22 protein-coding genes and 1 tRNA gene are annotated in these 19,646 nt (G+C 32.0%); 9 read left to right on the top strand and 14 right to left on the bottom strand.

Going from position 1 to position 19,646, the window contains the following annotated elements:
- Nucleotides 1–71 precede the first annotated feature (71 nt).
- From VCM48_RS09780 to VCM48_RS09760, 5 genes are all read left to right on the top strand, one after another.
- Nucleotides 72–1,451, top strand: coding sequence for a hypothetical protein (locus VCM48_RS09780; protein ID WP_482270386.1), 1,380 nt, complete (start codon nt 72–74; stop codon nt 1,449–1,451).
- Between the two features lie 213 nt (nt 1,452–1,664).
- On the top strand, nt 1,665–2,264 hold the full coding sequence (locus tag VCM48_RS09775) for a hypothetical protein (protein WP_482270385.1): 600 nt from the start codon (nt 1,665–1,667) through the stop codon (nt 2,262–2,264).
- Nucleotides 2,265–2,407: 143 nt separating this feature from the next.
- Nucleotides 2,408–3,253: a helix-turn-helix domain-containing protein gene (locus VCM48_RS09770; RefSeq protein ID WP_482270384.1), complete on the top strand. Its 846-nt coding sequence runs from the start codon at nt 2,408–2,410 to the stop codon at nt 3,251–3,253.
- Between the two features lie 396 nt (nt 3,254–3,649).
- Entirely contained in the window at nt 3,650–4,207 is a 558-nt protein-coding gene (locus VCM48_RS09765) for a carboxymuconolactone decarboxylase family protein (RefSeq protein ID WP_482270383.1), read from the top strand.
- Nucleotides 4,208–4,311: 104 nt separating this feature from the next.
- On the top strand, nt 4,312–4,674 hold the full coding sequence (locus VCM48_RS09760; RefSeq protein WP_482270382.1) for a plastocyanin/azurin family copper-binding protein: 363 nt from the start codon (nt 4,312–4,314) through the stop codon (nt 4,672–4,674).
- A gap of 78 nt (nt 4,675–4,752) precedes the next feature.
- Here VCM48_RS09760 and VCM48_RS09755 read toward each other — a convergent pair whose 3' ends face one another.
- The 9 genes from VCM48_RS09755 to VCM48_RS09715 all read right to left on the bottom strand — a co-directional run bounded on the left by VCM48_RS09755 (nt 4,753) and on the right by VCM48_RS09715 (nt 12,079).
- Nucleotides 4,753–5,175: a hypothetical protein gene (locus VCM48_RS09755; protein WP_482270381.1), complete on the bottom strand. Its 423-nt coding sequence runs from the start codon at nt 5,173–5,175 to the stop codon at nt 4,753–4,755.
- Nucleotides 5,176–5,191: 16 nt separating this feature from the next.
- Nucleotides 5,192–5,410 carry a PLD nuclease N-terminal domain-containing protein gene (locus tag VCM48_RS09750; RefSeq protein WP_440120276.1) on the bottom strand — a complete coding sequence of 73 codons (219 nt, stop codon included), beginning with the start codon at nt 5,408–5,410 and terminating at the stop codon, nt 5,192–5,194.
- 112 nt (nt 5,411–5,522) lie between these two features.
- A complete protein-coding gene (locus VCM48_RS09745; RefSeq protein WP_482270380.1) occupies nt 5,523–6,815 on the bottom strand; it encodes an aminopeptidase P family protein in 1,293 nt (430 codons plus the stop codon).
- A 73-nt stretch (nt 6,816–6,888) separates the two neighbouring features.
- Nucleotides 6,889–7,473, bottom strand: coding sequence for a Crp/Fnr family transcriptional regulator (locus tag VCM48_RS09740; protein ID WP_124587983.1), 585 nt, complete (start codon nt 7,471–7,473; stop codon nt 6,889–6,891).
- Between the two features lie 82 nt (nt 7,474–7,555).
- Nucleotides 7,556–8,335 (bottom strand): DUF4382 domain-containing protein, encoded by a 780-nt coding sequence (locus VCM48_RS09735; protein ID WP_274638780.1) that lies wholly within the window; start codon nt 8,333–8,335, stop codon nt 7,556–7,558.
- Nucleotides 8,336–8,459: 124 nt separating this feature from the next.
- Nucleotides 8,460–9,779: a DEAD/DEAH box helicase gene (locus VCM48_RS09730; RefSeq protein ID WP_482270379.1), complete on the bottom strand. Its 1,320-nt coding sequence runs from the start codon at nt 9,777–9,779 to the stop codon at nt 8,460–8,462.
- Nucleotides 9,780–9,913: 134 nt separating this feature from the next.
- Nucleotides 9,914–10,168 carry a hypothetical protein gene (locus VCM48_RS09725; RefSeq protein ID WP_274638778.1) on the bottom strand — a complete coding sequence of 85 codons (255 nt, stop codon included), beginning with the start codon at nt 10,166–10,168 and terminating at the stop codon, nt 9,914–9,916.
- Between the two features lie 76 nt (nt 10,169–10,244).
- Nucleotides 10,245–11,210: a succinylglutamate desuccinylase/aspartoacylase family protein gene (locus VCM48_RS09720; RefSeq protein WP_482270378.1), complete on the bottom strand. Its 966-nt coding sequence runs from the start codon at nt 11,208–11,210 to the stop codon at nt 10,245–10,247.
- Nucleotides 11,177–12,079, bottom strand: a complete 903-nt coding sequence (locus VCM48_RS09715; protein WP_482270377.1) for an ATP-grasp domain-containing protein — start codon at nt 12,077–12,079, stop codon at nt 11,177–11,179. The genes VCM48_RS09720 and VCM48_RS09715 overlap by 34 nt, the downstream gene beginning before the upstream one ends.
- Nucleotides 12,080–12,221: 142 nt before the next feature.
- Between VCM48_RS09715 and VCM48_RS09710 the strand changes: the two genes are divergently transcribed.
- The 4 genes from VCM48_RS09710 (at nt 12,222) to VCM48_RS09695 (ending at nt 15,935) form a co-directional block, all read left to right on the top strand.
- Entirely contained in the window at nt 12,222–15,047 is a 2,826-nt protein-coding gene (locus tag VCM48_RS09710) for a VPS10 domain-containing protein (RefSeq protein WP_482270376.1), read from the top strand.
- A 53-nt stretch (nt 15,048–15,100) separates the two neighbouring features.
- Entirely contained in the window at nt 15,101–15,313 is a 213-nt protein-coding gene (locus VCM48_RS09705; protein ID WP_274638774.1) for a zinc ribbon domain-containing protein, read from the top strand.
- A gap of 133 nt (nt 15,314–15,446) precedes the next feature.
- On the top strand, nt 15,447–15,809 hold the full coding sequence (gene folB / locus VCM48_RS09700) for a dihydroneopterin aldolase (protein ID WP_482270375.1): 363 nt from the start codon (nt 15,447–15,449) through the stop codon (nt 15,807–15,809).
- Nucleotides 15,810–15,864: 55 nt separating this feature from the next.
- Nucleotides 15,865–15,935: transfer RNA gene (locus VCM48_RS09695), tRNA-Cys, on the top strand.
- 15 nt (nt 15,936–15,950) lie between these two features.
- Here VCM48_RS09695 and VCM48_RS09690 read toward each other — a convergent pair.
- The 5 genes from VCM48_RS09690 to VCM48_RS09670 all read right to left on the bottom strand — a co-directional run bounded on the left by VCM48_RS09690 (nt 15,951) and on the right by VCM48_RS09670 (nt 19,584).
- Nucleotides 15,951–18,128: a peptidase domain-containing ABC transporter gene (locus VCM48_RS09690; protein ID WP_482270374.1), complete on the bottom strand. Its 2,178-nt coding sequence runs from the start codon at nt 18,126–18,128 to the stop codon at nt 15,951–15,953.
- Between the two features lie 463 nt (nt 18,129–18,591).
- The gene (locus tag VCM48_RS09685; protein ID WP_167712560.1) at nt 18,592–18,759 is read right to left on the bottom strand and encodes a bacteriocin; all 168 of its coding nucleotides are present in this window, start codon (nt 18,757–18,759) and stop codon (nt 18,592–18,594) included.
- Between the two features lie 21 nt (nt 18,760–18,780).
- Nucleotides 18,781–18,939: a hypothetical protein gene (locus tag VCM48_RS09680; protein ID WP_281979526.1), complete on the bottom strand. Its 159-nt coding sequence runs from the start codon at nt 18,937–18,939 to the stop codon at nt 18,781–18,783.
- A 29-nt stretch (nt 18,940–18,968) separates the two neighbouring features.
- A complete protein-coding gene (locus VCM48_RS09675; RefSeq protein WP_482270373.1) occupies nt 18,969–19,127 on the bottom strand; it encodes a hypothetical protein in 159 nt (52 codons plus the stop codon).
- A 148-nt stretch (nt 19,128–19,275) separates the two neighbouring features.
- The gene (locus VCM48_RS09670; RefSeq protein WP_167712557.1) at nt 19,276–19,584 is read right to left on the bottom strand and encodes a DNA-binding protein; all 309 of its coding nucleotides are present in this window, start codon (nt 19,582–19,584) and stop codon (nt 19,276–19,278) included.
- Nucleotides 19,585–19,646 lie beyond the last annotated feature (62 nt).

Genomic DNA, 19,646 nt, shown 5'->3' with positions numbered 1-19,646 from the left:
ACTAGCAAAATATAGTTTTTAGCGGCTCTTTTTTATCAAAAAAAATTTAAAAACGATAAAAAAGAACAAAAATGAAACAAAACAAAGAAACTTTAAAACAATTTTTTGAAACAGGTGACAAGCCTACACAACAACAATATGCCGATTTAATTGATAGTTATGTTGATGCTAAACAACCAGAAGGAGAAGCGAACCGAAGGTTTGTAATTGATGAAGCAGGAGAAGTAAGTGTAGCTTCTGAACAACAAGTACCTGAATATACATTGTCACCTATTTCTGGAACCAATACCGTTGATTTATTAAAAGACGGAGTAAGCGTATCACAAATTGACTTAACACCGTACTTAGACAATACCAACTTAGCGCGATTGGTATCAGGAACAGTCGATGCTAATGGATTGGCAACGTTTACACGAGACGATAACTCTACGTTTACAGTAGATTTGAGTAATTTGAAAGATAATCTTACGTTGGAGCAAGTAACAGATAATGATAACATAACTTCGAATGATATTATTTTAAAAAAAACCGAAGCTAACTCAACTCAAAGTATTGTTTTTGATACGGCTTCACAAGATTATAAAATAGAACAAGAAACAATATCAGACTCTAAGGGAGGTAAAACAATTTTACGAGTAAAAAACGATGAAAGTACTTTGTTAGAAATAGAGCCTAATAAAATATCATCATTTACAGCTTTAAGAGCAGAAACAGTAAGTAATCAACTTACTTTAAAGAACACTTTAAGTGATCAAGTAGTACAAATAAATGTCCCAAATAATTCAACAGGGAGTTGTATATTACAGACTCCTGATAAGTCTGGTACTATTGCTTTAACAAATGATATTCCACAACTACAAGCAGGAACAAATATTACCATTGATAACACAGATCCTTTACAACCCATAATTAATGCGACAGCAGGCAGCGGAGGAGCTACTGATTTATCATACGATGCAGCCACAAGAACATTAGCATCTAGCACAGGAACAGATGCAGTTTTGCCTTTAGCAGATGGCACCAATGCAGGCTTACAAAAAGCGAATTTTTATGAAGAAGGGACTTTTTCACCGACATTAACTGCGTCAGGAGCGAGTTATACATTCACAGGTACAGGTAATTATGTAAGGACTGGTAATTTAGTGGCTTACACTATTTACATGACATTTATTAATACAACAGGAACACCTACTGGAGATATTGTAATTGGAGGGTTACCTTTTGATAGTGTAGCAAATACTTCTATTGTTAACATAGGAAGGTTTACAGGTTCAGATATTTCTTCTGAAAATGAAGGGAAATTAATGGCATTTGTTGATGGAGGAACAAATAAGAGGATATTATTCAGAAGCAATTTACATAGTAATTTCTCTGATGCAAATTTTACTTTTACAAATAACGGTCTTATAATGCTTTCAGGAACATACATAACAAACGTATACACCCCATAACCCAAAACAAAGTCTAACCACTAACATTCGTTTTTAGAGGTTCTTTTTCTAGTAAATTTTAGTGTTTTGTGTCATTTCGACAAGGTACGAGGAGAAATCTCATTTTTAAGAGGTTTCTCGTCACTCATTCTTCGCTCTTTGGACTGACAAACATTTTTCTAATACCAGTTATGATTTCAAGTTGTAAATGGTATAAACTCTAAAACAAAATAGATGAATTTTTTTAACCATAAAACCGATAGGTTACTATTGGGTGTCATTATAATGCTGTTATTTATCAATCTTTTTAACAAAAGAAACCAAAAAGTAGCACCTCAAGAACCTAAAATAACCGTGGTAAAAGACACTGTTTGGCAAACTAAAATAGATACGTTTAAAGTACAAACCATGAAATACCAAAAAGTGTATGTGCATAAAAATGATGTAACCAATGTTGTAAAAGACACCATTTTTATCAAAGATACTACCGACTATGTAGCCGCAAAAATATATCGAGATACCTTAAAAAATACCGATATAGAAATTTATAGGTACGATTTGGTACAAGGAAAATTGTTAGACAGCCAACTATCGTACAAACTCAAAGTACCCCGAGAGATAACCATTACCAAAACGATTGAGCATCCAAAAACCTATAGAAGTGGCTTGTATCTCTTTACCGAAATAGGGGGAAACCCACAAACCTTTGAGAACCTCAGTTTCGGATTGCAATACAACCGAAAAGGAAAATGGTTTGCTAGTTATCGAGTAAACATCAACCAACTTAATCAACCTAACCATAATGTAGGTGTAGGGTATCGGTTGTTGAATTAATAGAATTAATTTTCAATCATAGAAGTTGAAAATTCGTTTTAAAACCCGAATAGTTTATAATTTGGGTTTTAAGACGAATTTTAAGTTTTAAAAACTTGTCAGCTCTTCCTGTTTTTTTCGACAAACGATAAAACTATGTATAAATGGCGGTACAAGATATTCAAAACTATTCCTATCAAAATATTTTTTCGTTACAAACAGTTCAGTTTGAAGAATTATGTGTGGTAAACTCACCACAGCAAATAGATCAATACAAAGTATTTTGGATAAAAGAAGGAACAGGTAGATATAACATCGATTTTAAAAGTTATTCTTTTGAAGATGGAGTATTGTTTTTTTTATCACCAGGGCAGGTATTTTCAGTAGAATCAGAAAAAATTAAAGAAGCTTATCAACTTAGTTTTACTAGAGATTTTTATTGTATTCAAACTCACGATGCTGAGGTATCGTGTAATGGAGTATTGTTTAATAATATATATGAAACACCTTTTGTAGTACCTTCAGAAAAAGAAACGCAAAAATTAGATTTTATTCTTCAAAACCTAATAGAAGAGTTTGAGTTAGAAGAAACAGCCCAATACGATATGCTACAATCGCTTTTAAAACAGTTTATTGTATATTCTGTACGTATAAAAAAAGAAAAAGATGTTGTAAAAGAGAGTGTAGAAACCAAACTTTTTAAAGATTTTAGTTTATTAGTAGAACAAAACTTCAAAAAGATACACCGAGTTACAGGGTATGCTTATCGGTTAGGTTTATCACCAAAATCCTTAACCAAACACCTTCAAAAAATAGGAACGGAAACTCCAAGCGACTTTATAAAAAACAGAATTATTACCGAAGCAAAAAGATTGCTACTCTATACTGATAATTCTATTAAAGAAGTTGCTTTTGATTTAGGATTCAATGATCCTGCGTACTTTTCTCGATTTTTTACAAAATCTACAGGGCAATCGCCAAAACAATTTAAAAGAAGCTATAGCTTATAAAAGAAAAAACCACGCAACGCGTGGTAAACTACACAACTAATAAAGTTTTTTGTTACACTAATACAAACAACCTTTTTTCGACGAGATAAAAGTACTACAGTAAACATGTTAATGCGTTACCTGTACTTTATGAAACCGTGAATAAAAAGCTAGCTTTTTGTAAGAAAATTGTTAGCAAAACAGTATGTCCAAGTTTTAAGAACCTTTGTCCATTTTTTAAGGTTTATTCCTGTCGCACCTTTGTACCAGAATTCAAAAACAACGAATTATGAGAACAGAAATTAACCAATGCCCTAATTGTTGGGGATACCAAGAATACGACGAGCAGTTTCCAGAAAGAGAATTATGTAACTGCGAAAAAATAAACTAAAAATAGAATCTTAAAATAGTAAAATTATGAGTACAAGAATTGAAACGTTGAATCCAGAGATCACAACAGGAAAATCAAAAGAATTGTTTGATGCAGTTCAAAATAAGTTAGGATTTATTCCAAACCTAATTAAAGTAATGGGGAATTCACCAGCTCTTTTACAAAGTTATTTAAGCTTAGGAGAATTAAACGGAAGTGGAAACTTTTCAAACAAGTTTAGAGAGCAATTAGCTTTAGTTATTGCAGAAGAAAATGAATGTAACTATTGTTTATCTGCACACACAGCTATAGGAAAAAATAATGGTTTATCAGAAGAAGAAATTGAACAAAATAGACAAGCTGAGGCTTCTGATGCTAAAACCAAAGCAGGTTTAAAATTTGCACAAAGTGTTACAAAAAACAAAGGAAATGTGAGTTCAGCAGAAATAGCTGAGGTAAAAGCAGCAGGATATAACGACGGAGATATTTTAGAAATCGTTTTAAATGTTGTTGCAAATACCTTAACAAATTATGTAAACCATATTGCAGAAACCGAAGTTGATTTTCCAAAAGTAGAAGCAGGAAAATTTAAACAAAACGCATAAAAAACGAATAGCTCTTGTAGCTTTATTAACAGAGTGTAGTTATGGGGTTTTGGTTGCAAAGCTATTCGTCTTAAAAAAAAGTAAAACCATAAAAATCAATAAAAATGAAAAAAGTAGTAGCTATTTTAGTATTATTAGTAGGATTTGTATTTACAGCAAATGCACAAAAAGCAAAAACCATTTTTTTAGAACAAACAAAAGGAAAATTCACTCAAAAATCGTTAACCCTTTCAGAAGGAACTTATGTTTTTGAAATTTCAAACAAGAATGTAGGACATGATGTAGGTTTTGTATTAGCGCCAAAGGGAAAAACAGATGAAAAGCATCATATAAAAAATGCATACGTAACATCTTTGGTAAAAAACAATAGTAAGTCAAGTTCTAAAAAAGTAGCCTTAACAAAAGGAGAGTACGTTTACTTTTGCCCGTTGAATCCAACACCTCAATACACATTAACGGTGAAGTAATAATTAAAATTTGATTAATAATTTTAAAGAGCCCTTATTTAGGGCTCTTTTGTGTTTTTTAATAAAAAGAGATTTCATTTATTCAACACGTGAAAACATGCTTCCTAGTCCGTCGTAATTATTATCGGAAATCTCTAAGACGTTAGGTTTTGTAACTCTAATGATTCCTGACAGTATAATTCCAGAAATTTGTTGGTCGTCAGATAGTTGTATAAACCTTTCTTCTTTATTTGAATAAATAGCTTTTTTCATTGTTAGAGTATAGGTACCTTTCAAAGTTTCTTTACCATCTTCAAAAATTGAAAACTGATAGTTTTTTTCTAAGGTAAGTTGTACTTTTTTACCAAGTGACTCAGGAGTTTTATGAATGTGGTTTCCAAAACCACCATCGGTATTGGTCCAATTCCAAGTTCCGACCAAATCGGAATTATCAAATTTGTTTATTTGGCTAGAAGCACATGAAATCAATGCAAAAGCAAATATGTAAAGTAGGTTTTTCATCGTGAAGGGTTTTTGTTTACTTTTTTATTTTTTGCTCTCTTCCAATTAGAAAATATAAAACAGCACCAAAAAAGTTAGCTAATAAAACAACGAGAATCCAAACAATTTTATTGTTTCCTTTAAACTCACTTTTTAAAATATCAACAAGAGCAATAATTGTTGGAATAATTCCAATTAAAATAATTAAGATTAAAATTAGTTGCCATACTCCAATCATTTCTAAATAAGTCATCATCATAACAATTTTTTAAACACTAAAAATAGTAAAAAACAAGAAAAACAAAAACGTCATTAAAATTTCCAAAAAAAGGAGTTTTAATGACGTTTTAAAAGTATGGGAAATGATACTATTTATTCATAAAATCTTCTATTTCGTCAGCTTCAATAGGTATGTTGCGCATTAAGTTGAATGGCTCACCTGTTTCTTGAACAACAACATCATCCTCTAAACGAATACCAAAACCTTCATCAGGAATATAAATACCAGGTTCAACTGTAAATACTTGGTTTGCTTGCATTGGCTCATGTAACAATCCGTAGTCATGCGTATCTAGCCCCATGTGGTGAGAAGTACCGTGCATAAAATACTTTTTATATGCTGGCCAGTTAGGATCTTCGTTTTGAACATCTGCTTTGTCTAATAACCCTAAACCTAATAATTCCGAAGTCATTAATTTACCAACTTCAACGTGATACTCAGCCCAAAGAGTTCCTGGAACTAACATTTTTGTCGCGTCATTTTTTACACGATTTACAGCATTATATACCTCTTTTTGTCTGTCTGTAAAACGCCCAGAAACAGGAATTGTACGAGACATATCTGATGAATAGTTAGCGTATTCAGCACCAACATCCATTAAAATTAAATCACCAGCTTTACATTGTTGGTTATTTTCAATGTAGTGTAACACGTTAGCATTGTTACCAGAAGCAATAATTGGCGTGTAAGCAAATTTCTTAGATCGATTTCTGATGAATTCGTGAATGTATTCTGCTTCAATTTCGTATTCCCAAACACCTGGTTTTACGAAATCTAAAACGCGTCTAAAACCTTTTTCAGTAATATCACAAGCCTTTTGAATTAAATCAATTTCAATTTGATCTTTTACAGAACGTAAACGTTGTAAAATAGGATTGCTTTTTGCTACTGAATGTGCAGGGTATTTGTTTAATAACCATTTTGTAAAACGAGCTTCACGAGTTTCAGTTTCAATATTTGCACGATAGTGCTCGTTGGTATTAATATAAACGGTATCGGCTAAAGCCATCATTTCAGCTAATACTTTTTCTAAATCTTGTAGCCAATGTACGTTTTTAATCCCACTAGTTTCTAAAGCCTTTTCTTTGGTTAGTTTTTCACCTTCCCAAACAGCAATATGCTCATTAGTTTCACGTAAAAATAGTACTTCACGTAAATTTTCTTTCGGAGAATCAGGAAATAAAATTAAGATACTTTCTTCTTGATCAACACCACTTAAAAAGAAAATATCACGATGTTGCTCAAAAGGTAAAGTGCTATCAGCACTTACAGGGTAAATATCGTTTGAGTTAAAAACGGCTAAACTATTATGCTTCATTTGAGTCATAAAGTTTTTGCGATTTTTTATAAATAATTGACTGTTTATTGCGTCGTACTTCATAATGATTCAATTAAATTGATAAGATTCCCTCAAAAATACGGAAAGAAACTGTGCAAATATTAGCCATTTGGCGCTAATTTATATTTTTTCGAATTCTACTCATATGTCGAGTAGAAATTCCTAAAAATGAAGCCAAATAATGTAGTGGAACTTCTTGAAGTAATTTGGGTTCGTTTACGAGCAGTTTTTTATAACGTTCTTCAGGAGTTAAAGTCAGCAGGTCAATACGGTAATCGTCAATTAAAAAAATTTGATTTTCTATAAAGTTATAATAAAATTGATGAAAAGCCTTGTTGTTTTTCATTAGGTGTTTAAAGTCATTAATTTTTAAACCCCAAAGTTTACAGGCGCTTAATGCTTTTATATTTTTAGGGGATGGAGTTTGTTGTAAAAAACTCTTTAAGGATGAGGCGAATCCGTTTCTTAAAGCTAAATAGGTGGTTTTTTCTTGTCCAGAAACGGTAACAGCGTATTGTAAAATACCACTTTCTACAAAACAGAAATACCGACAAGCTTCTCCTTTTTTCACTAAAAATTCATTTTTTGATAAGGAAAACTCTTTAAAACAGTCAATAATTTCTGGAATTAACGTGTTTAAGTTTTCATCATTTATGATGTTTTGTATGCGCTGTGTAATAGCTTTTTTAGAAGCGTCCATTTATGGAAATAAATTTTAGCTTAAAAGTATAAAAAAAGGATGCTTTTTACAGCATCCTTTTTAATAATTTATGTTGAGTGAGTTATTCTAACTCAACCGTCCCCATATCTGTATTTTCTCCTAATACTACAGTAACTTCTTCAACTGTTTTAGCAGTTAATCCAGAAGCTTCATCAGGAGTAAAAGTTACGCTATAAGTGCCAGCAGGTACTCCGTGTAACATAAATTTACCTTCTTCATTTGTTAAAGCAGTGATAGGTTCTTCGGTACCAGAAACAGCACTAACCTCTACTTGATACTCAAATGGGTTTACCATTCCAGAAATAGCACCAGAAGCAGCTTCAGTAGTTACTCTAATAGTTGGCTTTAAGCTGTAATCACCAGTACCTTCAACTACGATTGACTTATCAACCATAAAGTCTAAGATAAACGTGTACTTTACACCACCTACTAAATCTTGGTGTACGTTTAATTTTAATCCTGATTGTTGTGCGCTTGGGGTTGCTAATGGATACGTTTCTCCATCTACTACAATAGAATTGTTTTCACCTAAAACTAAACGAATTTGCCCAATTTTACCAGCAGGAATTTCAGTGTCTACTAATAAAGCGTCAATTCCACCTGTTAACTCAAGTAAGTTGTATACTTGTGGAGTAACGTTTCCAAGGCTTTGCCAACCATTTTCTTCGTCTCCGGCGTTAATCATAACATCCTGTACGTCGATGTTTACTTCATCGTAATCTCCAGGAGCATCTACTAAGCGAACTGCTACTTGAGACGTTTGGGGGTCGTCACTAGAACAGCTAACAAATGCGGTAAAAAAAGTTGCCAATGCAACTAGTAATAAAACATGTTTTTTCATAATTATTGGTTTTTGTAATACACAATAAATATAACAATATTTATACCAAAATATTGTTTCACTTAGTGAGTAAAGTGTCAAAAACATTGATAATTAAATAGATAAAATATTATTTTATTAACTCTTAAGATGGTTTGTTGTTATTCCTTCTATTACGGTTATTTCGTTTTCTAGGTGTATGTTTTTTTGAACTTTCTGTTGAGGTTTTTTTGTTTTTTTTCTTTGGATTAGAAGATGTTTTAAACGGTTTTTTAGCAGGTTTATTTTTAGGTTGCTGCTTTGGTCGTTCAGTTTTAACTTCATTTTTTATAGTAGATAAATCAAACCCTTCTAACTCGGAAATAGTGATTTTTTGTCCTAATAACTTCTCAATACTTTTTAAATAAGTTTCTTCTTCTTGAGCTACTAATGAAATAGCTTCTCCACTAGCACCTGCTCTTCCTGTTCTACCAATTCGGTGTACATAATCTTCAGGAACATTTGGAAGTTCAAAATTAATAACATGTGGTAGCAATGGAATATCTAACCCACGTGCAGCAATATCAGTAGCTACCAAAACACGGATAGAGTTGTCTTTAAAACCTTTTAAGGCTTTAGTTCTTGCTCCTTGACTTTTGTTTCCGTGAATAGCGGCGGCAGAAATTCCTCTTTTAATTAGTTTTTCAGTCAATCTATTAGAACCATGTTTAGTTCGAGTAAAAATTAAAACTTGACTCCAATTTCCTTTTGAAATTAATTGACCAACTAATTCGGTTTTCTTGCTTTTCGGAACTTTGTATAGTTTCTGATTTACTTTTTCAGCAGTCGTATTTTCAGGAGCTGCTTCAACCATCACAGGATTGTGTAAAATACCTTGCGCTAATTTTTTTATTTCTTTTGAAAAAGTAGCTGAAAACAATAAATTTTGACGTTTTTGAGGTAAAAAAGAGATGATTTTTTTAATATCTCGTAAAAAACCCATGTCGAGCATTCTGTCTGCTTCATCTAAAACTAAAACATCTACACGTTTTAAAGAAAGTTGATTTTGTTCGTGTAAATCTATTAATCTACCAGGCGTAGCTACCAAAACATCAATTCCGTTTTTAAGTGTTGCTATTTGTGAACTAGGTTTTACTCCGCCAAAAATAGCGGTAGATTTAATATTTAAATGTGTACTGTATTCGCGCACATTATCATATACTTGTGCAGCTAACTCTCTTGTAGGTGTTAGTACCAATGCTTTGATTGGACGATATTTTGGATTCTTTTTTTCTGATATGTTTTGTAAAATAGGCAAGGTAAACCCTGCTGTTTTACCTGTTCCGGTTTGTGCAGAAGCTAATACGTCTTTGCCTTCTAAAATAACTGGAATTGCTTTTTCTTGAATAGGAGAGGGGGTTTCATACCCTTTTTCGGTTACAGCTTTCACTAAAGCTTTTGATAAACCTAACGATGTAAATGTCATATATAATTCTTCAGTAGTATCTAAAGAAAATACTACTATGAGCCAACAAAGGTACTGCTATTTTATTGGGCTTCGGATATAAATAAAAAAGACGCCTTATTTAGACGTCTTTTTTTTAAAGTTTTAATATGTGTTTAACTTTTAGCCATGGCGCTTTTAATAACACCAACAATAACTAGTAAAACAGCTCCACCAACACCACTGGCTGCAATGTTACCGATAATACCAGAAATATCAATATTTAACATTCCTAGTAATTGAGCTCCTAGCCCCCCACCTAAAATCCCTACAACAGAGTTCCAAAGGGTACCTAAAGAAAACTTTTTTAACAATGCACCAGCAAGATTACCACCTACTGCTCCACTTAATAAGCTAATAAGAAATTCCATAATTTATAATTTTTGATTAGTTAATTGGAATTAAAGTAAGTAAAAATTAACGGATAAAACAAATAAAATCAGATTGTTATATTTTGCCTAAATGAAATAAAGCGTCGCCCATATTAATAATAGGGAAGTTGTTTTTAGCAATAATATAACCGTCATAAGGAGACTTTACTGAAAAATTTGTTTCTCCATAGGTATCCATAATATGTCCTAAAATCTGTCCTTTTTTTACTTTTTCTCCATTGTGAACAATAGGAGTAAATAAGCCCGCAACTTTAGCTCTAACCCATTTGTGTTTATTAATGTGTATTGAAGTTGGGTTTTTAGGTATTTCTATACTTTCTTTTACCATTTTAAAGTGTTTTAAAATACGAAGAGTTCCATTAATACCTTGTTGAATAGCTTTTTCTTCTAGTCTTAATGATTCTCCTCCTTCATATACAATTACAGGAATATTGTTTTTATAGCATTGATTTCTAAAAGATTTTGGAATAAGTTTAGAACCAAACATAAAAGGAGCATTAAAAATATTGGCTAGCTGAAGAGCTCTATTATCTTCAGGAGTATATCGTATTTGCGGAAAGTTGTTTCGTTGTTCTCCTCCTGTATGGAAATCAATAGCAAAATCTACATTATTTGTAATTTCTTTCATTAAATAATATGCCATTCTGCTTGCCAAAGAACCGGTTTTTGAACCAGGAAAACTTCTATTTACATCTTTGCCATGCATATCGCGAGACATGTTTAAAAAACCAAAAATGTTCAATAATGGAACTACAATAACACAACCACGATGAATTTTGTACGATTTATCAATTAACATTCTACGTACTAATTCAACACTATTTACTTCGTCACCATGTAAACCACCTTGTAGTAGAATAGTTGGTCCTAATTGGTCACCATTAAAAATATACACAGGAATTTCTATTAGAGTTCCTGTAGGCAATCTATCAATAGGAATTTTAATTAATTTAGATTCACCTAAACCAATTTTTTGTCCACGAATTTCTATGATTCCGTTTTTAAAATTTTGTTCGAACATTTTTCTTCTAAAAATTTAATAATAGCCTTAGCAATATTATCCTTGGTGTAAGCTTCAATTCCTTGTAATCCAGGAGTCGAGTTAACTTCAATTAATAAGGGACCTCTTTTTGATCGTATCATATCAACGCCAGCAATAGGAAGTTCTAAGTATTGAGCTGCTTTAATAGCTATTTCTTCTTCTTCAGCAGTTAAAGTAACCTTGTGTCCACTTCCACCTTTATGAATATTAGAACGAAAATCTTCCTTCAATCCTTTACGTTTCATAGAAGAGACTACTTTACCATTTACAACAAAAGCACGAATATCTTCACTGTTACTTTCTTTTATAAACTCTTGAAGTAAAATGCTGGTATTAGTTCCGTGCATAGTATCTATGATAGACATAGCAGACTTTTTACTTTCAGCCAAAATTACACCTGAGCCATGTGTTCCTTCTTGTAATTTAATAATTACAGGAGAGCCACCTAATAAATCTATTTGCTCACCAATATTTTCAGCATCAACAGAAAAAACAGTCTGAGGAATAGGAAGTTCATTTCTGCTCATTATTTGTAAAGTACGAGCTTTGTTCTGTGCATCAACAATACCTAAATAACTAGCGGTACTATATACCCCATTCATTTCAAATTCTTTTACAACGGTAGCACCATGTTTCATAGCAGAAACACCTATTCTAGGAATAATTATATCTGGAATATCAATAATATTTTTGCCTTTATATATAATAGCAGGCTTACCATCACCAAGTTTTATAGAACATTTTAAATGGTTTATAATTTCAACTTTATGTCCACGACGACGAGCTTCTTTGTATATTCTTTGTGTTGAATAAATTTGGTCACTAACAGAAAGAATAAAAATAGTCATAGCCTAAAAATTTTGAGGTTAAACAAAGCTAATAATTTTTTTGTTTGACAAGAGCTTCAAAAAGAAGTCTCTCAATATTCTGTTAATTTTTTTGAAATACTATTAGCTTACTGTATTTTCACTTCTTCTAAACCAAATTATAATGAGAACCTTAGCCAAAGTTTTTATAGCTTTATTTCCGTTTACTGTAGTTGCACAGCAGCCTACATCAGCAGAAAAAATACAGCAAGCTTTACAACAAAAGAAAGCTTTAATAACAAACTCCACCGTAAAAAATATACCGTTTAAAAACATTGGACCTACAGTGATGAGTGGACGTGTGGTGGATATTGATGTAAATCCAGAAAATACTACAGAGTTTTATGTAGGATATGCTTCAGGAGGAGTATGGCATACCAATAATAACGGAACTACTTTTACTCCAGTTTTAGATAATTCTCCAACACAAAACGTGGGTGATATTGCTGTAGATTGGAAAAATGGGACAATTTGGGTAGGCACAGGAGAAAACAATTCTTCTCGTTCGTCATATGCTGGAATTGGAATTTTAAAATCTACCGATAAAGGTAAAACTTGGGCAAACGTTGGATTACTTGATTCACATCACATAGGGCGTATTTTAATCAACCCAAACAATCCTGATGAGGTAATTGTTGGATCTATTGGTCATTTATACTCATCAAACAAAGAAAGAGGAGTTTTTAAAACCACTGATGGAGGAAAAACTTGGGCAAAAACCTTATTTATTAATGAAAACACAGGGATTATAGATATTCAACCAGTACCAAATAACTTCAATATTTTATATGCTGCTGCTTGGGAACGTGAACGTAAAGCATGGAATTTTGATGGAGATGGGAAAAATTCTGCAATTTATAAATCGACTGATGCTGGAAATACTTGGACTAAAATTTCTGATAATAATGGTTTTCCAAATGGTAAAGGAGTTGGTAGAATAGGATTAGCCGTATATGACGAAAACACAGTATACGCTTTTCATGATAATCAATTCCGAAGAAAAAAAGACTCTACTAAAAGTGGAAAAGGATCTGGTGCTCTGACAAAAGAAGAACTTGCATCAGTTTCAACTGATGAGCTTTTAAATATGAAAGACAAAAAATTGAATTCATATATCAAAATGAATGGTCTTCAGGAGAAATATCGTGCAGAAAATATCAAACAAATCATTCGCTCAAGCCCAGGAGAAATAAGACCAAGTGATTTGGTTGGTTACTTAAAAGATGCTAATGCTGCATTATTCGATACTCCAGTAATAGGAGCTGAGGTTTTTAAAACTACCGATGGAGGAAAAACTTGGAAAAAAACACATGAGGGTCATTTAGATGATTTATACTATTCGTATGGATATTATTTTGGAGAAATTCGTGTTGATCCGCAAGACCAAAATGGAATCTATGTATTGGGAGTTCCAATTTTAAAATCGAAAGATGGTGGAAAAACATTTACATCTATTAGTAAAGAAAATGTGCATGCTGATCATCAAGCATTGTGGGTAAATCCTAAAAAACAAGGACACTTAATTGATGGGAATGATGGTGGGTTGAATATTTCTTATGATGACGGTAAAAGCTGGATTAAATTAAATGAACCAGCTGTTGGGCAGTTTTACACTGTATATGCCGATAATCAGGAGAATTACAAAGTGTATGGAGGGATGCAAGATAATGGCGTTTGGGTAGGAAGTCACAATGCAAAAATTGACAAAAGTTGGCATCAAACAGGAAAGAATCCTTATGAAAGTTTAATGGGAGGTGACGGTATGCAAGTTGCTGTTGATGATAGAAACCCAAACATTGTGTATACAGGATATCAATTTGGAAACTATTATAGAATAGATAGAGCTACAGGAAAACAAACTTATATTCAACCAAAACCAGAAAAAGATAAACCAGCATATCGATTCAATTGGCAAACTCCTATTCAGTTATCAAAACATAATCAAGACATCTTGTATTTAGGAGGAAATAAGTTACACCGCTCACTAAATAAAGGTGATAATTGGGAAGAAATCTCAGGAGATTTAACCAAAGGAGAAAAGGAAGGAAATGTAGCTTACGGAACATTAACCACCATTTCTGAAAGCCCATTTCAATTTGGACTAATCTATGTAGGTTCTGATGATGGATTGGTACAGGTGACTAAAAACGGAGGAGGAAGTTGGGAGAGCATTTCAAATTCTTTTCCACAAAATTTATGGGTAAGTCGTGTAATAGCTTCAAAATACAAGAAAGAGCGTGTATATGTTACGTTAAACGGGTATCGTTTTGACGATTTTACTCCGTATGTATACGTTTCTGATGATTATGGAAAAACATGGAAAAACATCAGTAATAATATTCCAACTTCTGCGGTAAATGTGATTAAGGAAGACCCTAAAAAAGAAAATGTTCTATACTTAGGAACCGATAACGGATTGTATGTTTCTTTTAATCAAGGTTCAACATGGGAAGCTTTTAGCAACGGATTACCAAATGTTGCAGTACATGATTTAGTAATTCAACCTAAAGCAAAACATTTATTAGTAGGAACACATGGGCGTAGTTTATACAAAGCAAATATTACTTCTTTACAAGAATTTGATAATAAAGAAGCTATTTTCAGTATTAAGGATATTAAGAAAAGAAAATCTTGGGGTAGTTCTTGGAGTAAATGGTTAGAACCAAATACACCAAAAATTACAATTCCGTTTTATGTAAATGCAGATAAAGAAGTTGTATTAGAAGTATATTCAGATAAAGTTTTGGTAAACACTATAAAAACGAATGCAACAAAAGGATTTAATGAAGTAATATATGATGTTTCTTTTTCTGAAAAAGGAAGAAAAAAGTACTTAAAGAAACACAAAGATGCTGAGGTAAAAAAAGCAAAGAACGATAAATACTATTTGCCAAAAGGAAAGTATAAAGTAACGATGGGTGAGTTAAATCAAACATTTGAAATAAAGTAGTTTGTAACATTTTTTAATTTTTTGACTCTTATAAATAAAAACTAAAAGTATTTATGAGTAAGCCATTAAATTATACCTGTCCGAAATGTAATAATAAAACCTATGAAGTAGCTGAAATGAGGGCTACTGGAGGGACATTGTCTAAAATTTTTGATGTACAAAACAAAAAGTTTACGAGTGTAACATGTAAAAGATGTAGTTATACTGAGTTTTACAAAGCGAGAACGAGTGCTTTAAGCAACATATTCGATTTCTTTACGAATTAATAAACACGTCATTTCGAACGAAGTGAGAAGTCTTATTATTTTAAGAAATGAATAATATTGTTAAGGTATTTTACGATTATTGAAAAAACACGAAGAATGCTTTTAAATAAGTAAACATTGTTATTTTTGCGGCATGGGAATTATACGTGTAAACGACATTCGTATTTTTACGAATCACGGATGCTTAGATGAAGAAGCAAGAATAGGTTCGGAATACCGAGTAGATATCGAAGTAAAAGCCGATTTACAAAAATCAGCACAAACTGATGATTTGGTTGATACGGTAGATTACGTGCATTTGAATCAAATTGTAAAAGAAGAGATGGCAATCCGGTCTAAATTATTAGAGCATGTTGCCCAACGAATTTTAGATAGAATTTTTAAAGAAATACAACTGGTTGATAAAGCGGAAGTTAGCGTAGCAAAAATTAACCCACCAATTGGCGGAAATGTTGCTGAGGTAGCAATTGTTTTATCAGATGTGCGTAAAAAGTAAAAAAAGCTTGCAAAAAAAGATAAAAGCTGTAAATTTGCAGTCCTTATCAATATAAGGTGTCGTGGCCGAGTGGCTAGGCAGTGGTCTGCAACACCATCTACAGCGGTTCGAATCCGCTCGACACCTCTAAAAGCTCAGCAATTATTGCTGAGCTTTTTTGTTTAATTCTATTTGAGGCATTTGTTGTTGCCATAAATCGTAATATTTTCCTTCAGCAACATATAGCTCTCTATGATTTCCTTGCTCTAAGACGTTTCCTTTATTTAACACCACAATCTCATCAGCATTAATTACAGTGCTTAATCTATGAGCAATAATGATAATAGTTTTGTTTTCTTGACGTAGCCTTTCTACAGCTTTTTGAATATAGTTTTCTGAAGTAGAATCTAAAGATGAAGTAGCTTCATCTAAAACGAGTACTTCAGGCTGTTTGTACAAAGCTCTAGCAATGGCTATTCGTTGTTTTTGACCCCCTGATAAAGTAGCTCCGTTTTCTCCTAAATAGGTATTAAAACCATTAGGTAAGCTTTCAATAAACTCTAAAATACCTATAGACTTACAAATTTCAATAATTAACTCCATGTTGGGAGCAAAATCACCAACAGCAATATTATCAACTACATTTCCAGCAAACAAATCTATTTTTTGAGGTACAACACTTACTAACTCCCGTAAACTTTCATGTTGAATATATTTTAAGTCTAAATCTCCCAGTGTAATATGTCCTTTTTGGATAGGATATAAGTTTTGCAACAGTGAAATTAAGGTTGATTTCCCTGAACCACTCTCACCAACAATGGCGGTAATATTCCCTTTTTTAATTTTTAAATTAAAGTCTGTAAAAACCTGTACTCTTGTTCCGTAACGAAAAGCTACATTTTTAAACTCAATATCTCCTATTTTTTCTTTTGTAAGAACCACTTTTTCTGTGTTTTCTTCACGTTCTAAATCCATAATTTCAAACAAACGATCCGCAGCAATTAAAGCGTTTTGTATTTGTTTGTTAGCACCTATCAAACTAGCAACAGGATTCATAAAGTAGCCAATAATAGCATAAAAAGACATCAACTCACCAGCCGTTATTTGTCTTTCAATTACAAAATAAGACCCACTCCATAATAAGATTATAGTAAACAATTGTGCAATAAAAGTAGTTGAGGTTCCTGAAAAAATCGAGTTTAAAGCCGATTTATAACCTATGTGTAACAAACTTATAAAACGTGTTTCTGTTTTTATATTGGCAAAACTTTCTAAACCAAAACGCTTTATAGTTCCTACTGAGTTTAAAGACTCTACCAATTGACTTTCTAAATCAGCTGAACGCTCCATTATTTTACGTTCTGTTTTCTTATTAAGTTTGTTGATGATGAAATATACTGTTAAATAGAAAGGAACTACTAACAACATGATTAAGGCTAACTTCCAATGATACATGAACATTAAACCAAAAGAGAAAAATAAAATAAGAATGTTTACTGTTAAACTTAACGACACTCCGTTGATAAAAGTTCTAATTTTTACAGCATCATTAATACGAGAAATAATTTCTCCCACTCGCATGGTATCAAAAAACTGTTGAGGTAGTTTTAATAAATGTTTGTAGTAGCCTAAAATTAATCGAGCATCAATTTGTTGCCCTGTTTTTATTAAAAATACATCTTTATACACCCCGATAATTATTTGTACAGCTAGTAGCGCAAGCATTATAATACTGAGTAAGTTCAATAACTTAGTATTACCGCCTACCAATACATAATCTGTAATTTTTTGTATGTATATGGATGTTGAAAAACCTAAGAGGGTATAAATAACAGCACCTATTAAAGCTTGTAACAAAACAAACTTGTGAGGCTTTAGTAAAAACCAAAAACGTTTGATTACAGACACCTTTTCATTACCTGCTGAAAACTCTTCTTTAGGTAGGAGTAAGACCAAAATACCTGTCCATTCTTTTAAAAAGGCCTCATGTGTTTTTTTATGGATTTTCCCATCACCTGGATCCATAATTTTTATGTACTCTTTGGTAACTTCGTAAATAACCACATAATGCTGTAACTGTTCTCTAACAATTACATGGGCTATGGCTGGTTTAGGTATTTTAAACAAACTATCGAGCTCACCACGAACTCCTTTTGCTTCAAAACCTAGTTTTTCAGCAGCTTCTATAAGACCTAATACATTAGTCCCTTTTTTGTCGGTACCTGCATATTGGCGTATACGAGCAATGGGAAGTTGTAACTTATAATGTGCTGAGATAGATGCCAAACAAGCAGCACCGCAGTCGGTAATATCGTGTTGTTTTATGGTAATTTTTGCCATTCTTTTTCAATTTAGAAAGACAAAGAAAGGAGTGTTTAGCGCAATTTGATTGCAGGCAAGGTGATTTTTATAAAAACAAATTAGTTTTTAAATTTAGTAATCAGTTTTATACTCAATATGCTCTTAAATAAAAGAACATTAAAAGAGAGAAGTTTATATTTTCTCCCTTTTTAAATACTTGTTAATTGGGTATGTGTAAGGTAAATTGTACTTGTGTTTCTTACAGAGTACGCAATAAAGTGTAAGAACAATTACTTAGCGATTAATTTACCCAAAACTTCTCCTTTGTCAAAAGCTATACCTATAGCTAAAAATACTAAAATAACAACAAAAAGAATAATGTAATAATGTTTAGGTTTAAGTTTTCCCATATTGGAGGTATTATATATTTTATACATGATATTCAAAGATATAAAAAACCATTAATTAATGGTTTTTTATATCTGAAATCTTGAAAGTTTTACTAAGCTAATGCTTTTCCTAGCTCTTCTCCCTTTTCAAAAGCCCATTCCATACCTGCCCCTACAAGAGCAGCAGCAGAAATTATTACAGGCCATGGAATACCTCCGTTAATTTTATTCATTTCTTTTAATGAAATTTCTTTTACTTTATATGATTCTAATTTTTTCATAATTTGAGTTTTTAATAATTTTTAAATTTCCCACTGACCAGATTCAACCTTTTCTTTTACATAACCATAAGCAACACCAGCCCAAAAAGCTGAAGCAATTAGACCTAAGACACCTCCGTCAGTTTTTCTAATTTCTTTCGAGTTGAGTTCTTGAACATCAAATTTTTCTAAATTTTTCATTTTTTCATTTTTTAAATTAAACAAAATAATTAAGCATAAATTAATTCTTTAATGTCTTCAATGTCTATATTGGTTGCTACATAATAAGTTAAAGCAGAGCCTAAAATTACGCCAATGAAACCACCATTACATTCTTTGAGAGTATGGTTTTCCAACTCGCTAACATTATAGTTATTTAACCTTTTCATAATTAAAATTGTTTTTATTAGTATTTAAATATTTGGTTGCGAAAACTTCAGTATAAAGTTTAGTTTCACAATCCATATCAAAACCAACCTAAATATGTGCACCTATTTGTTTGTTTTGATACTACAAGTATAGCCTCGTTCACTGCAACTAACTTGCGATGTGTAAATTATTTTGTAAAAAGTAACTACCGCCAAATATTTGAGTTACCTCGTTATTGGTTAGTACATTTACTGAGATAGATACTTGTAAATCAAAATCATCACAATAGTAGTAGGTTTTTCTACTTCTACTGTAACAGATATTCGCATTGTAATCTTTTAATTGCTCTACTAATAGATGTACAGAACGTTGACTAATTTGTAATAAGTTAGCCAATTCTTTAGGTGTTCCTGTGTTTTCGTTGGTAATTAGGTTGTGCAACTGTTGTAAGCGTTCTAGTGTTTTTAAATTTTTCATACTTCTTTCTTTTTCTATATGTTGTAGCCAGTTCTCGATACAATTTTTAGTGGTTGAGCCTT

Source organism: Tenacibaculum sp. DPLXC6 (genome assembly GCF_056815515.1).
This window is presented reverse-complemented; position numbering and strand designations above follow the sequence as displayed.

Excerpts from the sequence above, each read along its gene's own strand:
- VCM48_RS09705 (WP_274638774.1), top strand. The coding sequence starts at position 15,101 with ATGAGTAAGCCATTAAATTATACCTGTCCGAAATGTAATAATAAAACC.
- VCM48_RS09765 (WP_482270383.1), top strand. The coding sequence starts at position 3,650 with ATGAGTACAAGAATTGAAACGTTGAATCCAGAGATCACAACAGGAAAA.
- VCM48_RS09720 (WP_482270378.1), bottom strand. The coding sequence starts at position 11,210 with ATGTTCGAACAAAATTTTAAAAACGGAATCATAGAAATTCGTGGACAA.
- VCM48_RS09740 (WP_124587983.1), bottom strand. The coding sequence starts at position 7,473 with ATGGACGCTTCTAAAAAAGCTATTACACAGCGCATACAAAACATCATA.
- VCM48_RS09755 (WP_482270381.1), bottom strand. The coding sequence starts at position 5,175 with ATGAAAAACCTACTTTACATATTTGCTTTTGCATTGATTTCATGTGCT.
- VCM48_RS09775 (WP_482270385.1), top strand. The coding sequence starts at position 1,665 with ATGAATTTTTTTAACCATAAAACCGATAGGTTACTATTGGGTGTCATT.
- VCM48_RS09675 (WP_482270373.1), bottom strand. The coding sequence starts at position 19,127 with ATGAAAAGGTTAAATAACTATAATGTTAGCGAGTTGGAAAACCATACT.
- VCM48_RS09745 (WP_482270380.1), bottom strand. The coding sequence starts at position 6,815 with ATGAAGTACGACGCAATAAACAGTCAATTATTTATAAAAAATCGCAAA.
- VCM48_RS09710 (WP_482270376.1), top strand. The coding sequence starts at position 12,222 with ATGAGAACCTTAGCCAAAGTTTTTATAGCTTTATTTCCGTTTACTGTA.
- VCM48_RS09715 (WP_482270377.1), bottom strand. The coding sequence starts at position 12,079 with ATGACTATTTTTATTCTTTCTGTTAGTGACCAAATTTATTCAACACAA.
- VCM48_RS09735 (WP_274638780.1), bottom strand. The coding sequence starts at position 8,335 with ATGAAAAAACATGTTTTATTACTAGTTGCATTGGCAACTTTTTTTACC.
- VCM48_RS09680 (WP_281979526.1), bottom strand. The coding sequence starts at position 18,939 with ATGAAAAATTTAGAAAAATTTGATGTTCAAGAACTCAACTCGAAAGAA.
- VCM48_RS09725 (WP_274638778.1), bottom strand. The coding sequence starts at position 10,168 with ATGGAATTTCTTATTAGCTTATTAAGTGGAGCAGTAGGTGGTAATCTT.
- VCM48_RS09750 (WP_440120276.1), bottom strand. The coding sequence starts at position 5,410 with ATGATGACTTATTTAGAAATGATTGGAGTATGGCAACTAATTTTAATC.
- VCM48_RS09670 (WP_167712557.1), bottom strand. The coding sequence starts at position 19,584 with ATGAAAAATTTAAAAACACTAGAACGCTTACAACAGTTGCACAACCTA.
- VCM48_RS09780 (WP_482270386.1), top strand. The coding sequence starts at position 72 with ATGAAACAAAACAAAGAAACTTTAAAACAATTTTTTGAAACAGGTGAC.
- VCM48_RS09690 (WP_482270374.1), bottom strand. The coding sequence starts at position 18,128 with ATGGCAAAAATTACCATAAAACAACACGATATTACCGACTGCGGTGCT.
- VCM48_RS09685 (WP_167712560.1), bottom strand. The coding sequence starts at position 18,759 with ATGAAAAAATTAGAATCATATAAAGTAAAAGAAATTTCATTAAAAGAA.
- folB (WP_482270375.1), top strand. The coding sequence starts at position 15,447 with ATGGGAATTATACGTGTAAACGACATTCGTATTTTTACGAATCACGGA.
- VCM48_RS09730 (WP_482270379.1), bottom strand. The coding sequence starts at position 9,779 with ATGACATTTACATCGTTAGGTTTATCAAAAGCTTTAGTGAAAGCTGTA.
- VCM48_RS09770 (WP_482270384.1), top strand. The coding sequence starts at position 2,408 with ATGGCGGTACAAGATATTCAAAACTATTCCTATCAAAATATTTTTTCG.
- VCM48_RS09760 (WP_482270382.1), top strand. The coding sequence starts at position 4,312 with ATGAAAAAAGTAGTAGCTATTTTAGTATTATTAGTAGGATTTGTATTT.